Source organism: Marinilactibacillus sp. Marseille-P9653 (genome assembly GCF_916618885.1).
In the GTDB taxonomy this organism is placed as follows: Bacteria; Bacillota; Bacilli; order Lactobacillales; family Carnobacteriaceae_A; genus Marinilactibacillus.
Map to the genome: position 1 here is coordinate 1,922,991 of NZ_CAKAKH010000001.1, position 20,047 is coordinate 1,943,037.

The following is a 20,047-nucleotide window of genomic DNA, read 5'->3' on the forward strand; positions in this document are numbered from 1 at the left end:
ATTTTCCTTCCAATCCTGTACTATTTGATTTTTTGTAAGAGTTGACAAACAATGATCGCTTTGGCAGACAATCCGCTCTCCGAAAAGATTTCAATATCTAGTCTAGCCGATCTTCTACTTTTGTCGAAAACGTTTGGTCTGATTGTTAATGTACTACCGATTTGTATCAAGTTCAGATAATGCAACTGAACTTGTTCCACCACAACATTTCTTTTGTTCTGCTGGGAAAGTTTTAAATAAGCTGTTTCAGTGACGATCTCACTTAACACTCCAAAAGAGATTGTTCCCATGCCATTTGTCATCTGTGGTGTTACGCTGAAAGAATACTCTTCAGGGTTCCTCTCTTTTATCAGTTGATTGATCTGATCTGCTATCGTTTCACCAGTCTGTGGTTGTCGCTGTTGGGACTGCATAGCTTTCATAATATCTTGGCGGGATACAATCCCTAGTAATTTCTTTTCGTCTGAGACGACAGGCATAACTTCTAGTCCATCCCAGATCATCGTATGTGCCACACTCGCCACACTCATATGGTTTGTTGTAAATGCGGGGTTTTTTGTCATGACATTTTTGATTAAGACGGTATCTTTTTTGCCAATAATATCTTTAGCCGTCACGATTCCAACTAATCGGTCATTGAGTCCGATGACAGGATACCGTGTATGCTGACTACTTTGATTGGCAATACGGTAATCGTATACCGTATCATCCGTTGTTAAGTACTGAGTATGCTCTAAACGTGTATAGATGGATTCAATCAGCATAATTTCTTTTTTGATTAACTGATCTCTCATCGCACGGTTGATCATCGCACCTACTGTAAATGTATCATAAGATGTCGTCATAACTGGAAGAGACAATTCGTTTGATAAATCAATAATTTCTTGATCTGCTCTAAATCCCCCTGTAATTAAAACAGCGGCGCCGTTTTGAAGAGATAATCTTTGAGCAGATTCTCTATTTCCGATAATCATGAGTGATTCTTCCGTAATATAGCGGAGCATCGCATTCTCTGTCATCGCACCAATGATAAATTTATTTAAGGTTTTATTTAATCCGTTTTTACCACCTAATAATTCTCCATCAATGATTTTTAAAATCTCTTCAAAAGTCAGATTTTCAATATTTCCTTCTGTTTTCGATTCGGTTCTTATCGTTCCAACACGTTGTATCGTTGTGACAAGGCCATTATTCTCGGCTTCTTTAATTGCCCGATAAGCTGTTCCTTCGCTGACTTTCAGTTCTTTCGCAATCAACCTGACCGATAGCTTTTCTCCTATTGAGATCGACTCGATAAAATTTAAAATTTGTTCATGCTTCGTCGCCATCTGCAGTTTCCTTTTCATTTTTAGTCTTTTGTCTATCCCAAAGTTTTAATGGAATGTTTTCGAACAATAAAGAATCTAAACCAGTGACTGTGATTCCTAGAAGTCTAATCCCTTTTGATACTGAACCTTCTTCCTCAAAAATCCTTAGTGCACTTACAAAAAGCTCATCTGCATCCTGAATATATTCAGGAAAGGTCTTGCGTCTTGTAAACGTGCTGAAGTCATTGTATCTAATTTTTAGTACCACTGTTTTACCGTGCTTTTGACTCTTTTTCAAAGATGCAAAAGTAAGATTAGCAATCTGCCGAAGAGACTGAGTCACTTCTTCCTCTGATTTCAAATCATCTAAAAATGTTTTTTCTTTGCCAACTGATTTACGCGTTCGATCAGCGACGACTGCACTGTCGTCAATCCCTCTAACTTTACGGTAAAGAGAATGGCCCATTTTACCAAAATGAGAAACAAGCTCCATTTCATTCTGATCAAATAAGTCTTGTCCGTTAAAAATTCCCAGTGCATGCATTTTTTCTACTGATTTTTTCCCTACCCCATAATATTTTTCAATGGGCAGACTCGTCAGAAATTCATGTGCATCATCTGGTGGGATAACGGTTATGCCTGAAGGCTTTTTAAAGTCAGAAGCTAACTTTGCAAGAAATTTATTATAAGACACGCCTGCTGAGCAAGTTAGGCCAAGTTCGTAATAAATCTCTTTTTGGATTCTTTGTGCAATTAATGTCGCACTATTTAAATTAATCTTATTTTCGGTTATATCAAGGTAAGCTTCATCGAGAGATAACGGTTGGATTAAATCCGTATATCGCTTGAAAATTGCTCGAATCTCTTCTGATATAGAACGATAAAGCTCAAACTTTCCAGAAACAAATATCCCATCTGGACATAGTTCATAAGCCTTTTGAGCACTCATAGCTGAGTGGATTCCAAACTTTCTAGCTTCGTAGCTAGCCGTAGCAACGACCCCTCTACCACCATTCTCTTTTGGATGCCGAGCGATAATAACTGGCTTACCTCGTAAAGAAGGATTTTCTCTAACTTCTACAGAAGCATAGAATGCATCCATATCAATATGAATGATTTTTCTAGATGTATCCCTCTCAGGTTCATCAAAAGTTAGAATACCATATTTCATCGGTTCACCTCTTTAGTTCATTTACCTAAGTTCAAAATTTGCATGTTTATGACTTTATACCCTTTAATCTTACCTTTAAAATTTAAAGTATCTACTAAATGATTATACTAGAAATCCCCTTCAAGTATCATTTTGTTTTAGAATATATTGTTACATCTAGTAAAACTACAAACAAAAAGACAGAGAATGAGCACACTCATCTCTGTCTTTTTTTCTTTATGATCCCAGTATATCTCCAAAATCCATTTCATCTAGAGAGGAGACATTATAAACTTGAGCTTCAAGCGAAGCGTAGTTGAAATAATCATTCAGTCCGATACCCATAATGGCTTTTACTTCTTCATGGTACCTCTCGGGACGAATGTGTTTCCACAGAAAAGTATTACAATATTTCCAAAGATCTTCGATTGTGACTTGATCATAACCATTCTTTGAAAATTCCTCCTGCTTCATTTTCAGCCAAACCTCATAATTCATAAAAGTCTGTGTTTGAAAGTCCAAAAGGTACCTCCTTTATTACTGAGTTATCGGTCTATAATTCTTCTTCATCAGTTGAATCGGGCGTGTTCGTACCTAATTCTTCTGTTGTAGTCGTTTGGACACTATCAACTTTTGTTACAATACGAGCAATCGCACGACGTTCAAATGTTAAATAAATGCCTTCACAGTCTAAAACGACTGTCTTTCCTTCTGAATCAACTTCATCAATGACGCCGTGAAGTCCACCGATTGTTACGATTGAGTCACCTTTTTGTAATGAACTCAGCATGTTTTGAGCTTCTTTTGCTCGTTTTTGTTGCGGTCTTACCATCAAGAAATACGCAATTGCGATAATAAATACAAACGGTAAAACTGATCCAAATAAACCAACTATTGTTTCCATGTTATTTCCTCCATTATTCGTTTCTTTATCATAGACTGTGAGTCGCTTAAAGCCTTGATAATTTAAATGATTCCTAATTTTCTCAAGCCTAGTTCGTTTAGGCAGTGATTAGATGTTTAAATAAATTTAAACATTAACGACACCTACTACCTTATCAGATTTTGTAAGCGAATGCTACATAAGTTTGAATCGAATTAAAAGTTTTTAGCATCCGGTTTGTTATATCCATACTCTTCAAAAAAGGCTTCTTTGAACTCCAGAAGATTGTCTTCTCTGATCGCCTGACGCACTTTTTTCATTAAATCCAGTAAAAAGTATAAGTTATGGTAACTTGTCAGTCTAAGTCCAAATGTTTCATCTGATTTAATCAAATGACGAATATACGCTCTAGAATAATTGCGACAAGTATAGCAACCGCATTTATCATCAAGTGGTCCAAAATCTCTGGCATATTGAGCATTTTTAATAACAACTCTACCCTTACTCGTCATCGTTGTCCCATTTCGTGCAATACGAGTAGGTAACACACAGTCAAACATGTCAACACCTCTCATTACACCTTCTATTAAGGCATCTGGCGTGCCAACACCCATGAGATAACGCGGCTTGTCTTCAGGTAATAATGGTGTTGTGAAGTCTAAGACACGATACATTTCTTTTTTAGGTTCGCCCACCGAAAGTCCACCGATCGAATAACCGGAAAAATCCATACTAACTAGGTCTTTTGCCGACTGCTTTCTTAAGTCTTCAAAACCTGCACCTTGAACAATCCCAAATAATCCTTGTCTATCATATTTTTTATGTGCCTCGAGGCCTCTTTCTGCCCATCTTGATGTACGTTCCACAGATTTTTTAACATACTCATAGCTTTCATCAAATGGTGGACATTCGTCAAAACTCATCATAATATCTGATCCAAGACTGTTTTGAATCTGAATAGCCTTCTCTGGAGATAAAAATAGCTTTGAACCGTCAAGGTGACTTCTGAAATGAACTCCTTCTTCTTTGATATCTCTCATATCAGATAAGGAAAACACTTGGAAACCGCCTGAATCCGTCAGAATACCTTTGTCCCATTGCATGAATTCATGCAAACCACCTGCTTCTTCTACAATATCTTCGCCTGGTCTCAGCCAGAGATGATACGTATTACTCAATATAATGCCTGCACCCATTTCTTCTAGCTCTTCAGGCGCAATCGTTTTAACACTTGCAAGTGTTCCAACAGGCATGAACATAGGGGTTTCAAATGTTCCATGTGGCGTCTCGATTTTTCCAAGTCTTGCTCCTGTATGTTTTTCTTTTTTCTCTAAGTGATACTTTATCGGATGATCTATCATTGTAACCCTCAATTTCTTTTAATTTAATTTCCTTACTTTTTTAAAAACATTGCATCCCCAAAACTGAAGAAACGGTACTGTTCTTCAACAGCGTGATTGTATGCTTTCAAGACAAATTCTCTTCCAGCAAACGCACTGACTAGCATAATTAAGGTAGATTTTGGCAAATGGAAGTTTGTCAAAAAGGCATCGACCACTTTAAACTGGTAACCAGGTGCGATAAAGATGTCTGTCCATCCACTATCGGCTTCAAGCTTTCCATTGAATTTTGTTCCAATGGTCTCAAGCGTTCTAATAGAAGTGGTTCCTACTGCAACGATTTTGCCGCCGTTTTCTCTAATATCATTCAATGTCTGAGCAGATTCAGCAGATAATTGGTAAAATTCTTCATGCATCTTATGTTCATCTAAGTTTTCTACATTAACTGGACGGAATGTTCCAATCCCTACATGTAATGTTAAGAAAACAATCTTTACACCTTTTGCTTCAACTTTTTCGATAATTTCTTTTGTAAAGTGTAAACCAGCAGTTGGTGCAGCAGCAGATCCATTTTCTTTTGCATAAACGGTTTGATATCTGTCTTGATCTTCTAACCTTTCCTTGATGTAAGGTGGTAGAGGCATTTCACCAAGAGATTCAAGAGTTTCTAAAAAAATCCCTTCGTAAGAAAACTCCACGATTCTTCCGCCATGTTCTAACTCTTCTTGAACAGTTCCGACTAATCGACCGTCTCCAAAGAGAATTTTTGTCCCTGCTTTAGCTTTTTTAGCTGGCTTGGCAAGCGTTTCCCACTTATCCCCTGCTGTGTTTTTCAAAAGTAATAGTTCAATATGAGCGCCAGTTTCTTCTTTCTCCCCATGTAACCGAGCAGGTAGTACGCGCGTATTATTCATGACTAAGGCGTCTCCAGCTTGTAGTTCTTCTATAATGTCTTCGAACTTCTGATCTTTAATTGTTTGATCTGAAGTAGAAAGGACCATCATTTTTGAAGAAGATCTATCTTCAAGTGGGGTTTGCGCAATTAAGTTTTCCGGCAAATTAAAGTCAAAGTCTTCTGTAGTTAACATCACAATTTTCTCTCCTTTTTATTCTATGATGCTTTAAAGAGGTTTTTCAGGTAAGTCAAAATGTCGGTAGGCTTTAGCTGTTGCTACCCGACCTCTAGGTGTTCGCTGAATGAATCCCTCTTTCAAGAGATATGGTTCTACCATGTCTTCGATCGTCTCCATCTCTTCACCGATATTTGCAGACAATGTATTTAATCCGACTGGTCCACCATTATATAGAGTAATCATCGTCATCAGCAGTTTCTGATCAACAGTATCCAGACCATGGCTATCGACTCTTAATAAGTCCAAAGCTTTAGAAGCAATGTCTTCATTAACGATTCCTTCACCGACGACTTCAGCATAATCGCGTACCCTCTTGAGTAATCGGTTCGCGATACGTGGCGTTCCTCTTGATCTTCTGGCAAGTTCGATTGCGCCTGTTTCATCTGTTTGCGTATTCAACACATCTGCCGTACGCTCCACAATTTCTTTTAAATCTTGTTCAGCATAATATTCCATATGTGATAGGATTCCAAAACGATCTCTTAAAGGCGCAGATAGTGTTCCGGCACGCGTTGTTGCACCTATTAGAGTGAATGGTGGCAAAGGAAAATGCACTGGATGGGCTGTTTCTCCTTGACCAATAATAATATCGATATAATAATCTTCCATTGCTGAATAAAGCATCTCTTCAACGACTCTTGGTAGACGATGAATCTCATCTATAAACAAAATCCCACCTGGCTCTAAATCGTTCAATAGCGCAACTAAATCTCCCGGTTTCTCTATAGCCGGTCCACTCGTTGTTCTGATGGTCGCCTTCATTTCATTTGCTATAACCATTGCCATTGTTGTCTTTCCGAGTCCCGGCGGTCCATAAAGAAGGACATGGTCTAAAGCTTCTTCACGATTCTTTGCTGCTTCGATATAAATCAAAAGCTCTTGTTTGATTTTATCTTGGCCAATATACTGATCAAAATATTGTGGACGTAAGGATTTTTCCAAAGAGCCTTCTGATGCACTCAATAAATCTTCCGACGTCAATCTATCTTCACTCTCCACTACTGCACCTCCTTTTTCATCTTATTATTTCATTAATAATTTCAAGCCTTCTCTGATATAGGTATCTGTAGTCGTTTGTCCCATAGCTTCTAAAGACTTTTTAACTCTTACGACATCTCTCTTAGAATACCCTAGAGCTATCAATGCTTCTGTAGCTTCTTGTAAAGACAGGTTCCCATCATCTTCTTCAAATGACAACTCCTCTGAAAGTTGCCCAGTAAACTGATCAATACTTAATTCAGACAACTTCCCTTTCAAGTCCAGCACGATCTGAGAAGCTGTTTTCTTACCAACACCTGGAAATTTCTGCAAGAATTTCACATCTTCTTGTTCGATTGCCTGAATAAGCCCTCTATGATTTTCATTAGCTAAGATAGCTAGTGCACTTTTCGGCCCGATTCCTGAAACATTGATCAGCTTCAAGAAAAGACCTTTCTCCTCGTGCGTTTTAAATCCGAAAAGATTGATATCATCTTGACTGACATTTTGGTATACATACAGTTGGACTTCTTGATTATGATAATCGGTATACCGAAAAGGATTCGCCATTAAAACGTGATATCCGATTCCGTTCGTTTCGATTACAAGATAACTTGGATAAATGTGCGTAATGATTCCTTTTATGTATTCGTACACATAAGTTCCCCTTTTCAGCTAATTTCTCATCTATTGTAACATAGAAATACCCAGCCCATAAAATTTTCCTAGGGGCTGGGAATCGTTTCTTTATGCGTTAAATTCAGGCAGATACTCTTCGTATCCTTCTTCTTTTAGTTTACTTTTAGGAATGAATTTCATCGCTGCAGAGTTGATACAGTAACGCAAACCACCTTGTTCCGGTATACCGTCTGTAAATACGTGTCCTAAGTGAGAATCTGCTTCACTACTTCTAACTTCTGTTCTTTCCATGCCATGAGTAGAATCTCTTAATTCTTTAACGCCTCGTTTTTGGATTGGTTTTGAAAAAGAAGGCCAACCACAACCAGCATCATATTTATCGTTAGAAGAAAATAGCGGTTCACCACTTACAACATCTACAAAAATTCCATCTTCATAAAAATCATCGTATTCACCAGTAAACGCTCGTTCAGTTGCACTGTTTTGAGTGACCTCGTATTGTTCTCTAGTTAAACGTTGTTTTAATTCTTCATCTGAAAATTGTTTTGCCATGATACTATCCCTCCTGTTAACCTACATTGTACCAATATATCGTGCAAAATTAAAGGTAATCCGCTCGTTTTTTTACTAATGCGGATCTTGAATTCTTTTAAACATTTTTTCCATGTCATTATTTGTCATTTGTACCAGGACCGGACGTCCATGAGGACAGTTGTAAGGATTTTCTGTTTCTTTCAAGTCTTGTATCAGAACTCTTGCTTCGTTAGGATTTAGATAATGATTCGCTTTAATTGATCGTTTACAACTCATCATAATAGCCGTAGCTTCTCTGAATTTAGCAACAGATAAATCGTTCTTCTCAAGTAGAAAATCAATCATTTCCTGTACGATTGCTTCTTCTTGTCCAGCTTTGAACCATGCTGGATGACGACGAATCAGAAAACTGTTCTGACCAAAGTCTTCTAATTCAATCCCCGCTTTCAACAGTTTGTCTGTATGCTCTCGAATGGTGATGGCATCATTTGAAGGATATTCCAGTACAATCGGAACGAGTAATTCTTGCTGAACCGTTCCATCTTTTTCGATCTCTTTTCTGTAGTATTCATATTTAATTCTTTCTTGAGCGGCATGCTGATCAATAATATAAAGTCCATCTTCATTTTGAGCAAACAAATAGGTCCCATGCATTTGACCAACATATTCTAGATGTGGAAATTCACGCACTGATTTTGCTTCTTTAAGCACTCTGTCTGCTGTCTTAAGTGGAGATTCAAGAACATGCTTCTCTTCTGGTAGCGAAGACTCCTCTGTAGACGGATCTACTGCTGTGTACTTCGGATCATGATGATTATCTTCACGAATATTCTGATGGCTTTCATGTCCATACTGATCTTCAACTGAGTAAGCAGTCGGTTCATTTTTTTCGGCAAACGGGTCTTCTACTTCTTTGACTGGTTCTCTGAAAAGAGCCTGCTTGCATTCAGTAGGTTTTTTTGAGTCCGCACTTTCTTGCCAATTGAACGTCGTCTGTTCTATTTTATTCTGGCTAGTTTCTTTTTTACTGGAATGAATATTGCCTAGCGCATTGGGTATCCTTTGTTGAGACTGCATCAGTCCCCCAACAGCCTGCTTGATCAGTTGAATGAGTTCTTTTTCACTACTGATCCTGACTTGTTGTTTCGTTGGATGTACATTGACGTCTAACAATAATGGATCCATCTCTATATTGACCAATGCTAAAGGATATCTGCCTACCATTAATTTGGAAGAATATCCGTCTACGATTGCTTGGGACAATGCATAGTTCTTGATATGTCTACCATTGACGACAAGTGTCAAATATGATTTGCTTGCTCTGGTCAGTTCAGGTAATGAAACATAACCTGAAACAGTGAAGTCAAAGTTTGACGCTTCGATGGCTTGCATCTTTTTAGCAGCATCTACACCGTATACACCAGCAATGGCTTGTCTCGCATCTCCATTACCTACTGTTTTCAGCAACTGATTTTGGTCACTGAACAATCTAAAACTAATTTCAGGATGAGATAACGCAATTCGGTTGATCGTATCACTGATGTGCGCCAGTTCAGTTTTAAGTGTTTTGACGTATTTGAGTCGAGCAGGTGTATTGAAAAATAGTTCTTCAACTTTAATCATTGTTCCTCTTCTAGAAGAAGAAGGGTGATTCTCAATGATTTCTCCCGCTTTCAACACGACTCTTCTACCTGGGAGATTTTGCTGAGAAGTCTCGATGGTGATCATAGAGACTGAAGCAATACTGGGTAAAGCTTCTCCTCTGAATCCAAGCGTTCGAATACGAAAAAGATCTTCATTTGAAATCAGTTTACTAGTTGCATGACGTTCAAATGCTTTTTGAACCTCATCTGACTGGATGCCTTCTCCATCATCTGTTACTTGAATAGATTTAAGCCCAGCTTCTTCTACGTAGATATCGATTTTTGTACTTTTTGCATCAATTGAATTTTCCACCAGTTCCTTTACAACTGATGCCGGTCTTTCAATGACCTCACCGGCTGCTATCTGGTTGGCTAAAATAGAAGACATGATTTTGATCTGGGACATTTCTTTGGCTCCTTTCTCCATTCAGATGGGCATTTATTTGAGTTTATCTTGTAAGTCATTCAGTAATGTCATTGCTTGTAGCGGTGTCAAGTTCATAATATTGGTAGCTTTAATCATCTCTAAGGCAGCTACTTCTCTCTCAGCTGATTCGGATACAAATAAAGACAATTGCTCATCCCGTGTTTCCTGAACTTTTTTGTTGCTTTCTTGTTTCCGAGAAGGCGCTACTGCAGTTTCTTTTTCCGTAGATTGATCGAATAGTCCTGCTTGTTTTTGTTCCAATTCAGTCAATATCCCTGAAGCACGGCCAATCAAAGTGTCCGGTAGTCCTGCTAGTTTTGCAACTTGAACACCGTAACTTTTATCAGCCGGGCCTTCAAGCATTTTATGAAGGAATACAAGCTGTCCCTCTTCTTCTACAGCGCCAACGTGAATATTCTTCAAATGATCCAATCGGTCTTCTAAAACGGTCAATTCATGGTAATGGGTAGAAAATAACGTCTTAGCCCCAATTTTATCATGAACATATTCTATGATGGCTTCTGCGAGAGCCATTCCGTCGTAGGTTGCGGTTCCGCGTCCAATTTCATCGAACAGTAGTAAACTTTTATCTGTGGCAAACTCTATCGCATGATTTGTTTCCATCATCTCAACCATAAATGTACTTTGTCCACCAATCAAATCGTCCATTGCTCCGATACGTGTAAATATACGATCAAATATGGGTAGTTTAGCGTATTTTCCTGGAACGTAACAGCCGATTTGAGCCATAATAACCGTCAAGGCCAATTGTCTCATATAGGTACTTTTACCGGACATATTCGGTCCTGTAATTAGAAGAATGTCTGTGTCTCCTTCTAATTCAACATCATTGGGCACATAGACTTGTTCTTTCATTACTTTTTCTACAACTGGATGGCGCCCTTCTTTGATTAAAATATCTTGAGACGTTGTGTTGAATTCAGGGCGAACATAATCATACGTTTCACTGATACAAGCAAACGACTGAAAACAATCAATTTCAGCAACAATACTAGCCAGTTTTTGTAATCGTTTAATTTGTTTTTTTACTTGTTCACGAATTTCGATAAACAACTCATATTCAAGCGCTTTGGATTTTTCTTCTGCTTCTAAAATTAACGCTTCTTTTTCTTTTAAGTCCGGAGTGCTATAACGTTCCGCGTTCGTTAAAGTCTGCTTTCTTTGATACCTCTGCTCATCAATTTTATCAATATTGGATCGAGTCACTTCGATATAATAACCAAAAACTTTATTGAAGCCGATTTTCAAATTCTTGATGCCAGTCAGTGATCGCTCTTCTGCTTCCATATTCGCGATCCACTTCTTGCCATTGATCATAGCATCTTTATATTCGTTAAGCTGATCCTGATAGCCCATTTTAATGATTTCACCATCTGTGATAGATAAAGGAGGCTCTTCCTCAACTGCTGTTTCAATCAATTCCGCAATTTCTTCTACAGGATCAAGTTGCTTAAGCAACTCATCCCATTCATGATTTGCGTTCATTCCTTCTATAATCTGAATCAATTTCGGAATTTGATTCAAAGAGTTTTTTAATTGAATTAGATCACGTGCGTTTACTGTTCCAAAGGCAACTCTTCCAGCTAGTCGTTCAAGGTCGTAAATACTCGTCAGCGTATCTGTTAAATCTGTTCTTTCAAAGAAATGATTGATTAAAACACTTACAATATTTAACCGATTTTCTATCGCTTTTTTAGATATCAGTGGTTTTTCGAGCCATTGTCTCAGCTTTCTCCCACCCATAGCTGTTTTGGTTTCATCGAGTAACCAGAGTAACGTACCTTTCTTTGATCCATCTCTTAAAGAAGTCGATAACTCTAGATTGCGGCGGGCTTCTTGACCATAAATCATATAATGAGACGTTTCATATTGCTGCGCCGGTTGCAGATGATCCAGACTACGCATTTGAGTTTTGATCAGATAAGTCAGCAGAAGGTCAATTACCTTATGAATCTGCTTGTCTGCGCACTCTTTTTTCAATTCTTCTAGTGCCGTTACCTCGATGGTTTCTATCGATATTAAGGACACAAGAATATCCAGTTCCGTCTCTAATCTTTCGACGAGAACCGGATCCTGATTTCTTTCAAATAAAACTTCCTTGATTTTCAGAGACTGCAATTCTGTTTTGATTTCCTCTTGAGAATGTAATTTTGTTGCTTTTAATTCTCCGGTGGTTAAATCCGTATAAGCCAGTGTATAATGCTCATCCACTTTCAATACTGCTGCAATGTAATTATTTTCTTTAGCTTGAACAGATGATGCGTTCATCACTGTTCCAGGAGTGATCACTTGTACGACTTCTCGCTTTACCATTCCCTTTGCCAACTTAGCATCTTCAACTTGCTCGCAGATGGCTACTTTATACCCTTTTTCTATTAATGCATCAATATACCTCTGCGCAGAATGATGGGGTACACCACACATTGGAATTTGTTCTTCTGCGTTTTTATTTCTACTAGTCAACGTCAATTCCAACATTTGTGCTACTTCTACGGCATCATCGAAAAACAGTTCATAAAAATCGCCAAGTCTGTAAAACAAGTAAGCGTCAGGATACTGTTCCTTGATCTTTAAATATTGTTCCATCATGGGTGTGTGTTTTGTCTTTTGAGGCATTTACCTCACCTCTCTATATCTAAAATAAAGGATTCGTTTCATCTATACCTGCTTAATCAAAAAACGGTGTATCTTCATCAATACGAATAGGTATAATGGATTTGGCTTTCCCTGTTGTATCGTTTAATTCTATAAAACATCCATTTAATTTCTTTCGACCAGTTTCTGGCACTTCAAATCGAGCTGGTAACTGTGTAAGGAACTTTTCAATAATGGCTTCTTTTTTCATTCCAAGTACACCATCATAAAAGCCTGTCATCCCAGCATCAGACATGTATCCTGTTCCTCCAGGTAAGATTCTATGGTCATTGGTCTGGACATGCGTGTGTGTCCCTACAATCGCTGATACTTTACCATCCATATACCAGCCCATTGCCTCTTTTTCGCTTGTTACTTCAGCATGAAAATCAATAAAGATATGAGGCGTTCTTTTTCTGGCTTCTTCTACCAGTTCCATTCCTACTCTGAAAGGATCTTCAAGATCTGCCATAAACACTCTACCATGTAGGTTGATTACTGCTAATTCTTGTTGATTGATTTTAATATAAGCAATCCCTTTTCCTGGGATTCTGGAAAGATTTGGATAGTTTGCTGGACGAATCAGTTTCTTGGAGTCATCTATAAAATCGACGATCTCTCTTTTGTCCCAAGTATGGTTTCCCATTGTTACAGCATCAACACCACATTGAAGAAACTCCTTGTAGATCTTTTCTGTAATGCCTCTGCCACCGGCTGCATTTTCTCCATTTAAAATCGTTGCCTGTGGCTTGTATTTTGCTTTTAGCTTGGGTAGATACTCCTGGACCATTTCTCGTCCCATAGAGCCGACTACATCCCCAATAAATAGTATTTTCATTTAACTTCCTCTTCTCCATTCAGTAACTATTATTTTACCAGTATTGATAGGATAAAATCAAAGTGAATTGACAAAGATACTTTCCCTTACGTACGCTTCGACATCTGCAATTATTCAATCTTAAACTTATTCATTCTTTACACTATACATCCATATCAAAAAAAGAAGAACAGCGAAAGCTGTTCTTCTTGGATGACATTGTTCATTTAATTATTTTGCGTATTCAACAGCTCTAGTCTCGCGAATGACCGTTACTTTAATATGTCCCGGATAATCCATATCTTCCTCGATTTGTTTCCGAACACTCCGTGCTAATTTAGCGGACATGCTATCGTCTAGCTGATCCGGTCTAACAATAATGCGAATTTCTCTACCAGCTTGTATTGCATAACTTTCTTTGACACCTTCAAATCCATTAGAAATTCTTTCAAGATTTTCAAGTCTCTGTAGATAGTTTTCAAGAGATTCGCTTCTAGCGCCTGGTCTTGCTGCAGAAATTGAATCTGCCGCTTCTACAAGCACAGCAATGATCGAGCTTGCTTCAACATCTCCATGATGGGAAGCAATTGCATTGATGACCGTTTCGCTTTCTTGATATTTCATCGCTATTTGAGCACCGATCTCAACGTGAGATCCTTCTACTTCGCTATCCAATGCTTTACCAATATCGTGCAATAATCCAGCTCTCTTAGCTAGCTGAATATCTTCTCCAAGTTCTGCTGCCATTACACCAGCAATTTTGGCCACTTCGATTGAGTGATTCAAAACATTTTGACCATAGCTTGTTCTAAAGTGTAAGCGCCCGATTATTTTAATGAAATCAGGATGTATTGAGTGAATACCTAAATCAAAAATAGCTTCTTCACCAATTTCTCGGATACGTTCATCCATTTCTTTTCGAGATTTTTCTACTGCTTCCTCGATTCGTCCTGGATGGATTCGTCCATCTGAAATCAGTTTTTCAAGTGCCATTTTAGCTGTCTCACGACGTATAGGATCAAATCCACTTAATACGACTGCTTCTGGTGTATCATCGATTATTAGATCCATACCTGTCAAGCTCTCAAGCGTACGTATATTACGTCCTTCTCGTCCTATGATACGACCTTTCATATCATCATTCGGTAAGTTTACTACGCTGACAGTTGTTTCGGTAACTTTGTCTGCTGCAGAGCGTTGTATGGCTTGAGTAATTAAGTTTTTGGCTCTACGGTCAGCTTCTGATTTCGCTTTGTCTTCATATTGTTTGACCATGATTGCTAATTCACGAGATAATTCTTTTTCTGTTTGAGATAAAACGATTGATTTCGCTTCTTCTTGAGATAAAGCAGCAACAGCCAGTAATTTCTCTTGCTGTTCTGTAATTAAATCCTCAGCTACTTGCTCCAAGTCTTCAATCGCTTTTTGTCTACTTGTCAAACGATCTTCTCTACTTTGTAAAGAACTTTCTCTCTTATCAATCGTATTAGCTTTTCGTTCAAGATTGTCTTCTCTCTGGTCCAAACGATTTTCTTGACGTGCTACTTCAGAGCGTCTTTCTTTTAACTCCCATTCTACTTCTGTTCGATAAGAATGGATTTCCTCTTTGGCCTCTAACAACGCTTCTTTCTTCAAGGTTTCAGCTTCTTTGTTAGCATCTTCTACTATGTTCTCGGCTGTTTTTCTTGAATCAGCAAGTCTTTTTTCAAAGCTTTTTCTATTGAAATTAGCTCCTACGAAAAATCCGATGATTAAAGTAACGATAGCGAAGGCTACTGAGTATAAAAGAGTAGTCATTTGGTCACCTCCGTATCATTATTTAGTTTGCATTTAATTCATGTATAAAAAAGTCAGGTACTATTTATGTTAAGCAACGACCGTTTTCAATTACTGAGAACGTACGTCAGTTATAATAATGTGTTTATGATTAACATAATTGTGTAACAGACAATCTAATTTTAAAGGTCTTATGTCTATGTGTCAATACAGTTTGTAGAAAGAGAAGGATTTTAAACCTTTTTGTTGAAATATTGTTTAAAAGAACTTCATTATTACTCACTTCAATCAGCCTTAATTTTCTTTTTTCAGCACGATATAATCAAAATATAACCGAAAAGCACCACACAAATAAAGAATTTGTGTGGTGCTTTACTTCATTTTAGAAAGGATTAAACATCTAACGTTTCAGAGTCAGATTCTGTTTCACTTTCATTCCCTGTTTCTTCTGATCCGATAACATCGGGACTTTCTTCAAGTTTAATGACACCAGCGTCTCCGCTTAACTTGTTAACAAACTCGATATCTTCTTCACTACCAATATCGTAAGCAACACGAACTCGTTTTTCAATTTCGAGGCGCATTTCAGGGTGATCTGTAAGGTATTGTTTTGAGTTCTCACGACCCTGTCCAATTCTTTCTTCACCGTATGAGTACCACGCACCAGCTTTATCAATAATCTCAGCGTCAGAGCCCATATCTACTAGTTCTCCAACTTGAGAAATACCTTCACCGTACATAATATCTACTAAAGCTACTTTGAATGGCGGTGCAACCTTGTTTTTAACTACTTTAATTTTAGTTTTGTTACCTGTCATATCTTTACCAGACTTGATAGCTTCACTACGACGTACTTCTAATCTGACTGTCGCGTAGAACTTCAACGCACGTCCACCAGGAGTCGTTTCAGGGCTACCAAACATAACACCGACTTTTTCACGAATCTGATTGATAAACAGCGCAATTGTTTTGGTTTTATTAATTGATCCCGATAGTTTACGGAGAGCTTGTGACATCAAACGTGCTTGAAGACCAACGTGAGAAGCACCCATTTCTCCATCAATTTCTGCTCGAGGCACTAATGCTGCTACAGAGTCAATAACAACCATGTCCACTGCACCACTTGAAACAAGTGCATCTGCAATCTCTAATGCTTGTTCACCTGTATCTGGCTGAGAAAGTAATAACTCATCTATATCTACACCCAAGGCACGTGCATATTTAGGATCTAGTGCATGCTCAGCATCTATAAATGCCGCAATACCACCATTAGCTTGTATAGAAGCAATTGCATGTAAAGCAACTGTTGTTTTACCAGAACTCTCTGGTCCGTATACTTCGATAATACGTCCACGAGGGTATCCGCCTATACCTAATGCAACATCTAACGCAAGAGAACCACTTGGTACGGTTTTAACTTGAGTATCGATTTTTTCGCCCATTTTCATAATAGACCCTTTACCGAAATTTTTCTCAATCTTGCTTAGTGCTGCATCTAGTGCTTTTCTACGATCATCTGTCATTAATATATTCTCCTCCTATTGATTCAGGACTTAATTTTGATATACTTTTATGCTTACCACTACTATTTAACCTACACATTTAATGCTTTTTTATAGATCAATCATCTTGGGGATTTACTCTATTTATGGCAAACGTGCATTCTCTACTACTCTATTATTTTACTGTTTTTCTGAACAAAAAGCAAGCTTAAATCGAACATTTATTCGCAATAAGTATACTTTTCGTCTTATGCTCTTTCGTCTTTAGAATTCATGTAAAATACTTTTTCTTGTATTGTAAGACCCAATAATGATTGACGAACAAGATTTAAAGCGTTCAATACCGCAAGATTTCTGTTGTTGTCTCGGTCTCTTTTGAAGTGAAAGTGTTTTGCAAAAGTTGTTTGTCCTTTATGTGCAATTCCTATCCAGACAATTCCGGCTTCTTTACCTTCTAAAGGATGAGGACCTGCTACGCCGGTTAGAGATACTGCAATATCTGCATCGAATTTTTCTAGAGCTTTCTCAGCCATCTCTACTGCACACTCAGCACTCACCATACCATATGTGTCAATCGTTTCATTGGAGACGCTAAGAACCTGATGTTTCTTTTCAGAACTGTAAACAACGATTCCCCCGTCAAGTACTGAACTAGCCCCTTGTTCACTCGCAATACAACTTAAAAAGGCCCCTCCGGTCAAACTTTCAGCAGCAGTAATCTTTTTACTTTGTTCAAATAAAAGCGATTGAACAACGTAAGAAAGGGTATGATCACCATATCCGTAGATGTAATCACCAACTTTAGCTTTTATTTCTTTTTCTATTTCTGTGATCATCTTTTCGCACTCATCTTCAGTCTTTCCTTTAGCAGTTATTCTAACTTTTGATTCTCCGTTAGAAGCATAAATAGCAATAGTAGGATTGGATTGTTCCTTAATGATACTATCTAATTGCTCTGCTACTTGAGCTTCTGTCAGACCAAACAATCTGATCATTCTAGAGACCAGTTTTTGATTTTCTTGTTCCAGTTCAATCAGTCTTTTTTTAAGATAGTTTTCGACCATAGGTTTCAGTTCACTTGGTGGTCCAGGAAGCATAACATAAGCTCGATTATCTTTTTCCAAGAATACGCCTACTGCTAGTCCATCGTCGTTTAGTAAGGGCTCTGAACCTTCTAGTATAAGCGCCTGAAGTCGATTGTTTTCTGGCATTTTAAAATCGCTATATTTGTGGCGTTCAATAATCTTTTCTTCAGTTTCTTCATGTATGGTCATATTTAAGCCTAGATGATTTGATACCGCTGACTTCGTTATGTCATCTTCAGTAGGTCCAAGTCCTCCTGTCAGTATGATTGTATCTACTCTAGATTCAGCTACTTTAATCGCTTCGGTTAGTCTCTCAGCATTGTCTCCAACAGTTACCTGATGATAAATTTCAATACCAAGAGAAGATAATTCTTTCGATAGATAGGCAGCGTTTGAATTGATAACCTGCCCCATAAGTAATTCTGTTCCGACTGTAATAATTTCAGCTTTCATACTAATCCTCCTACATATAAATACTGTTCAATTAATCTTAATCTGTTTTTTTCAGATAGCATAATTTGATTTTATCATATTAAATTTTAGAATACCGCCTCAAAGATTAGAAAAAAGGCGTACGTAATCCCTTAAGATCACACACGCCTTACTCAAAAGTCGATCAACTACTGAATGTCCCTTTGAAAAAATGTCTCGCATTATAAAAATAGTCAAATCCAGAATATAAAGTGAAAATTAGACAAATATATAATAGAATCGTCGCAACAGGGATGCCTGTCCAATTGAAAGGAAAATTATTCAACAAGAGGAAAATAATGGCAAGCATCTGCGTATTAGTTTTCACTTTACCTGGCCAAGAAGCAGCCAATACGGTTCCACCTTGTTCAACTAATAATAGTCTCAATCCTGTAACAGCCAGTTCTCTACATACGATAACCGCTACAACCCATGCAGGAGCCAAATTTAACTGAACCAGTAAAATCAATGCCGTCATAACCAGCATTTTATCTGCCAGTGGATCTGCAAATTTTCCAAAGTTTGATACAATGTTCATTTTTCTTGCAAGGTAACCGTCCAACCAATCAGTAAAACTGGCAACAGCGAAAACAATCGTCGCAATCAATAGCTTAACTTCAATAGAAGAATTCAAAATTTCTACTGTTCCTAAATCTATAGGCATAACGACTAGCACAATAAATATTGGAATCATAAAGATTCTAAGCATCGTTAATTTATTCGGTAAATTCATAATTTCCTCCTAGACATTCAAATGAAAGACCGGGGTTAATGGAATTAACTCGGTCTTTATCTGAAAAAACATTCTATTATTATTGCTCGAAGTTAAAAATCAGATCTTGTTTAACAGCATTCGCCGATTCCGGTGCATACTCTACAGATTGTCCACTTAATTGGACAGTTGTAACAGCAGCATTTCCAATTACAATAGCTACAGTCTCTACCTCTTCCGTTAAATCTGTAGAGATAGATTCCCCACCAGACAGAAGCGCTTGTTCAGCTGTTGTACCATCTACAGTGATACTTACCCAAGATTCTCCACCTTCAGCATTCAAAGTCAAACTTTTATCATCCGGTAGGGGACCCGATACAGTATAAGTGGTCGTACCACCAGTACTAGACTCTTGCGCAATAGTGAATGGATTTTCTGGTTCTGGTTCTGGTTCTGGTTCTTCTTCAGTATCCTCGTCATCAGTGTCAGCTGGAACCTCTGGTTGAGCATTCTCCGCATTTTCATTGCTTTCGACATTTACATTATTTTGTGCACTTTCGTCTTGATTCACAGATGAATCATTATCTCCAGAATTGCTACTAACGGCTATATAAAAAGCCAATGCAATACCTAGAACTAATAATATAATTAAAATTGTTGGTAAACTATCTTGAATGGTACTCATCATACCATTTTCTTTAGGCTTTGTTCTAGTTTGTGTTGTTCTAACTTGCTCAGTAATTTCTTCACTTTTAGGTGCTGGAATATCAGAATGATCCTTTAACAGTTGTTCTCCATCTAAGCCGACAGTATCCGCGTATTGCTTAATAAAGGCTCTAGCATAGAAATTACCTGGTAAGACATCTAATTTCCCTTCCTCAACAGCGATCAAATATCTTTTTTGGATCTTAGTCATTTGTTGCAAGTCATCTAATGTGTATCCTTTGGCTTTTCTAGCTTCTTTAAGCTTTTCGCCTACTTCATTCAATCTTGTC

The 20,047-nt window shown here is 37.9% G+C and carries 17 protein-coding genes; all 17 read right to left on the bottom strand.

Annotated elements, in window-relative coordinates:
- Nucleotides 1-20 precede the first annotated feature (20 nt).
- Nucleotides 21-1,328, bottom strand: a complete 1,308-nt coding sequence (locus LG377_RS09390) for a DRTGG domain-containing protein (RefSeq protein ID WP_225744401.1) — start codon at nucleotides 1,326-1,328, stop codon at nucleotides 21-23.
- On the bottom strand, nucleotides 1,312-2,478 hold the full coding sequence (dinB, locus tag LG377_RS09395; RefSeq protein WP_225744402.1) for a DNA polymerase IV: 1,167 nt from the start codon (nucleotides 2,476-2,478) through the stop codon (nucleotides 1,312-1,314). The genes LG377_RS09390 and dinB overlap by 17 nt, the downstream gene beginning before the upstream one ends.
- Nucleotides 2,479-2,694: 216 nt before the next feature.
- Nucleotides 2,695-2,979, bottom strand: a complete 285-nt coding sequence (locus tag LG377_RS09400; RefSeq protein ID WP_225744403.1) for a post-transcriptional regulator — start codon at nucleotides 2,977-2,979, stop codon at nucleotides 2,695-2,697.
- A gap of 31 nt (nucleotides 2,980-3,010) precedes the next feature.
- Nucleotides 3,011-3,361: a preprotein translocase subunit YajC gene (yajC, locus tag LG377_RS09405; RefSeq protein ID WP_225744404.1), complete on the bottom strand. Its 351-nt coding sequence runs from the start codon at nucleotides 3,359-3,361 to the stop codon at nucleotides 3,011-3,013.
- Nucleotides 3,362-3,555: 194 nt separating this feature from the next.
- Nucleotides 3,556-4,701 carry a tRNA guanosine(34) transglycosylase Tgt gene (gene tgt, locus LG377_RS09410; protein WP_225744405.1) on the bottom strand — a complete coding sequence of 382 codons (1,146 nt, stop codon included), beginning with the start codon at nucleotides 4,699-4,701 and terminating at the stop codon, nucleotides 3,556-3,558.
- 32 nt (nucleotides 4,702-4,733) lie between these two features.
- A complete protein-coding gene (queA, locus tag LG377_RS09415; RefSeq protein ID WP_225744406.1) occupies nucleotides 4,734-5,768 on the bottom strand; it encodes a tRNA preQ1(34) S-adenosylmethionine ribosyltransferase-isomerase QueA in 1,035 nt (344 codons plus the stop codon).
- 33 nt (nucleotides 5,769-5,801) lie between these two features.
- A complete protein-coding gene (ruvB, locus tag LG377_RS09420; protein WP_370632554.1) occupies nucleotides 5,802-6,812 on the bottom strand; it encodes a Holliday junction branch migration DNA helicase RuvB in 1,011 nt (336 codons plus the stop codon).
- Nucleotides 6,813-6,836: 24 nt separating this feature from the next.
- Nucleotides 6,837-7,448: a Holliday junction branch migration protein RuvA gene (gene ruvA / locus LG377_RS09425; RefSeq protein WP_225744407.1), complete on the bottom strand. Its 612-nt coding sequence runs from the start codon at nucleotides 7,446-7,448 to the stop codon at nucleotides 6,837-6,839.
- A 90-nt stretch (nucleotides 7,449-7,538) separates the two neighbouring features.
- On the bottom strand, nucleotides 7,539-7,982 hold the full coding sequence (msrB, locus tag LG377_RS09430; RefSeq protein ID WP_225744408.1) for a peptide-methionine (R)-S-oxide reductase MsrB: 444 nt from the start codon (nucleotides 7,980-7,982) through the stop codon (nucleotides 7,539-7,541).
- 75 nt (nucleotides 7,983-8,057) lie between these two features.
- Nucleotides 8,058-10,013 (bottom strand): DNA mismatch repair endonuclease MutL, encoded by a 1,956-nt coding sequence (gene mutL / locus LG377_RS09435; protein WP_225744409.1) that lies wholly within the window; start codon nucleotides 10,011-10,013, stop codon nucleotides 8,058-8,060.
- Between the two features lie 33 nt (nucleotides 10,014-10,046).
- A complete protein-coding gene (gene mutS / locus LG377_RS09440; RefSeq protein ID WP_225744410.1) occupies nucleotides 10,047-12,671 on the bottom strand; it encodes a DNA mismatch repair protein MutS in 2,625 nt (874 codons plus the stop codon).
- A 52-nt stretch (nucleotides 12,672-12,723) separates the two neighbouring features.
- On the bottom strand, nucleotides 12,724-13,527 hold the full coding sequence (locus LG377_RS09445) for a TIGR00282 family metallophosphoesterase (RefSeq protein WP_225744411.1): 804 nt from the start codon (nucleotides 13,525-13,527) through the stop codon (nucleotides 12,724-12,726).
- 210 nt (nucleotides 13,528-13,737) lie between these two features.
- A complete protein-coding gene (gene rny, locus LG377_RS09450; protein ID WP_225744412.1) occupies nucleotides 13,738-15,303 on the bottom strand; it encodes a ribonuclease Y in 1,566 nt (521 codons plus the stop codon).
- A 371-nt stretch (nucleotides 15,304-15,674) separates the two neighbouring features.
- On the bottom strand, nucleotides 15,675-16,805 hold the full coding sequence (recA, locus tag LG377_RS09455) for a recombinase RecA (protein WP_225744413.1): 1,131 nt from the start codon (nucleotides 16,803-16,805) through the stop codon (nucleotides 15,675-15,677).
- Between the two features lie 227 nt (nucleotides 16,806-17,032).
- A complete protein-coding gene (locus LG377_RS09460) occupies nucleotides 17,033-18,322 on the bottom strand; it encodes a competence/damage-inducible protein A (RefSeq protein ID WP_225744414.1) in 1,290 nt (429 codons plus the stop codon).
- Nucleotides 18,323-18,485: 163 nt separating this feature from the next.
- Complete coding sequence (gene pgsA / locus LG377_RS09465; RefSeq protein WP_225744415.1) at nucleotides 18,486-19,073, bottom strand: CDP-diacylglycerol--glycerol-3-phosphate 3-phosphatidyltransferase; 588 nt, start codon at nucleotides 19,071-19,073, stop codon at nucleotides 18,486-18,488.
- Between the two features lie 79 nt (nucleotides 19,074-19,152).
- Nucleotides 19,153-20,040, bottom strand: a complete 888-nt coding sequence (locus LG377_RS09470; RefSeq protein ID WP_225744416.1) for a helix-turn-helix domain-containing protein — start codon at nucleotides 20,038-20,040, stop codon at nucleotides 19,153-19,155.
- Nucleotides 20,041-20,047: the final 7 nt, after the last annotated feature.

Coding starts and splice junctions, on each gene's coding strand:
- pgsA (WP_225744415.1), bottom strand. CDS start 19,073: ATGAATTTACCGAATAAATTAACGATGCTTAGAATCTTTATGATTCCA.
- dinB (WP_225744402.1), bottom strand. CDS start 2,478: ATGAAATATGGTATTCTAACTTTTGATGAACCTGAGAGGGATACATCT.
- tgt (WP_225744405.1), bottom strand. CDS start 4,701: ATGATAGATCATCCGATAAAGTATCACTTAGAGAAAAAAGAAAAACAT.
- queA (WP_225744406.1), bottom strand. CDS start 5,768: ATGTTAACTACAGAAGACTTTGACTTTAATTTGCCGGAAAACTTAATT.
- msrB (WP_225744408.1), bottom strand. CDS start 7,982: ATGGCAAAACAATTTTCAGATGAAGAATTAAAACAACGTTTAACTAGA.
- yajC (WP_225744404.1), bottom strand. CDS start 3,361: ATGGAAACAATAGTTGGTTTATTTGGATCAGTTTTACCGTTTGTATTT.
- LG377_RS09390 (WP_225744401.1), bottom strand. CDS start 1,328: ATGGCGACGAAGCATGAACAAATTTTAAATTTTATCGAGTCGATCTCA.
- LG377_RS09445 (WP_225744411.1), bottom strand. CDS start 13,527: ATGAAAATACTATTTATTGGGGATGTAGTCGGCTCTATGGGACGAGAA.
- recA (WP_225744413.1), bottom strand. CDS start 16,805: ATGACAGATGATCGTAGAAAAGCACTAGATGCAGCACTAAGCAAGATT.
- LG377_RS09460 (WP_225744414.1), bottom strand. CDS start 18,322: ATGAAAGCTGAAATTATTACAGTCGGAACAGAATTACTTATGGGGCAG.
- mutL (WP_225744409.1), bottom strand. CDS start 10,013: ATGTCCCAGATCAAAATCATGTCTTCTATTTTAGCCAACCAGATAGCA.
- mutS (WP_225744410.1), bottom strand. CDS start 12,671: ATGCCTCAAAAGACAAAACACACACCCATGATGGAACAATATTTAAAG.
- rny (WP_225744412.1), bottom strand. CDS start 15,303: ATGACTACTCTTTTATACTCAGTAGCCTTCGCTATCGTTACTTTAATC.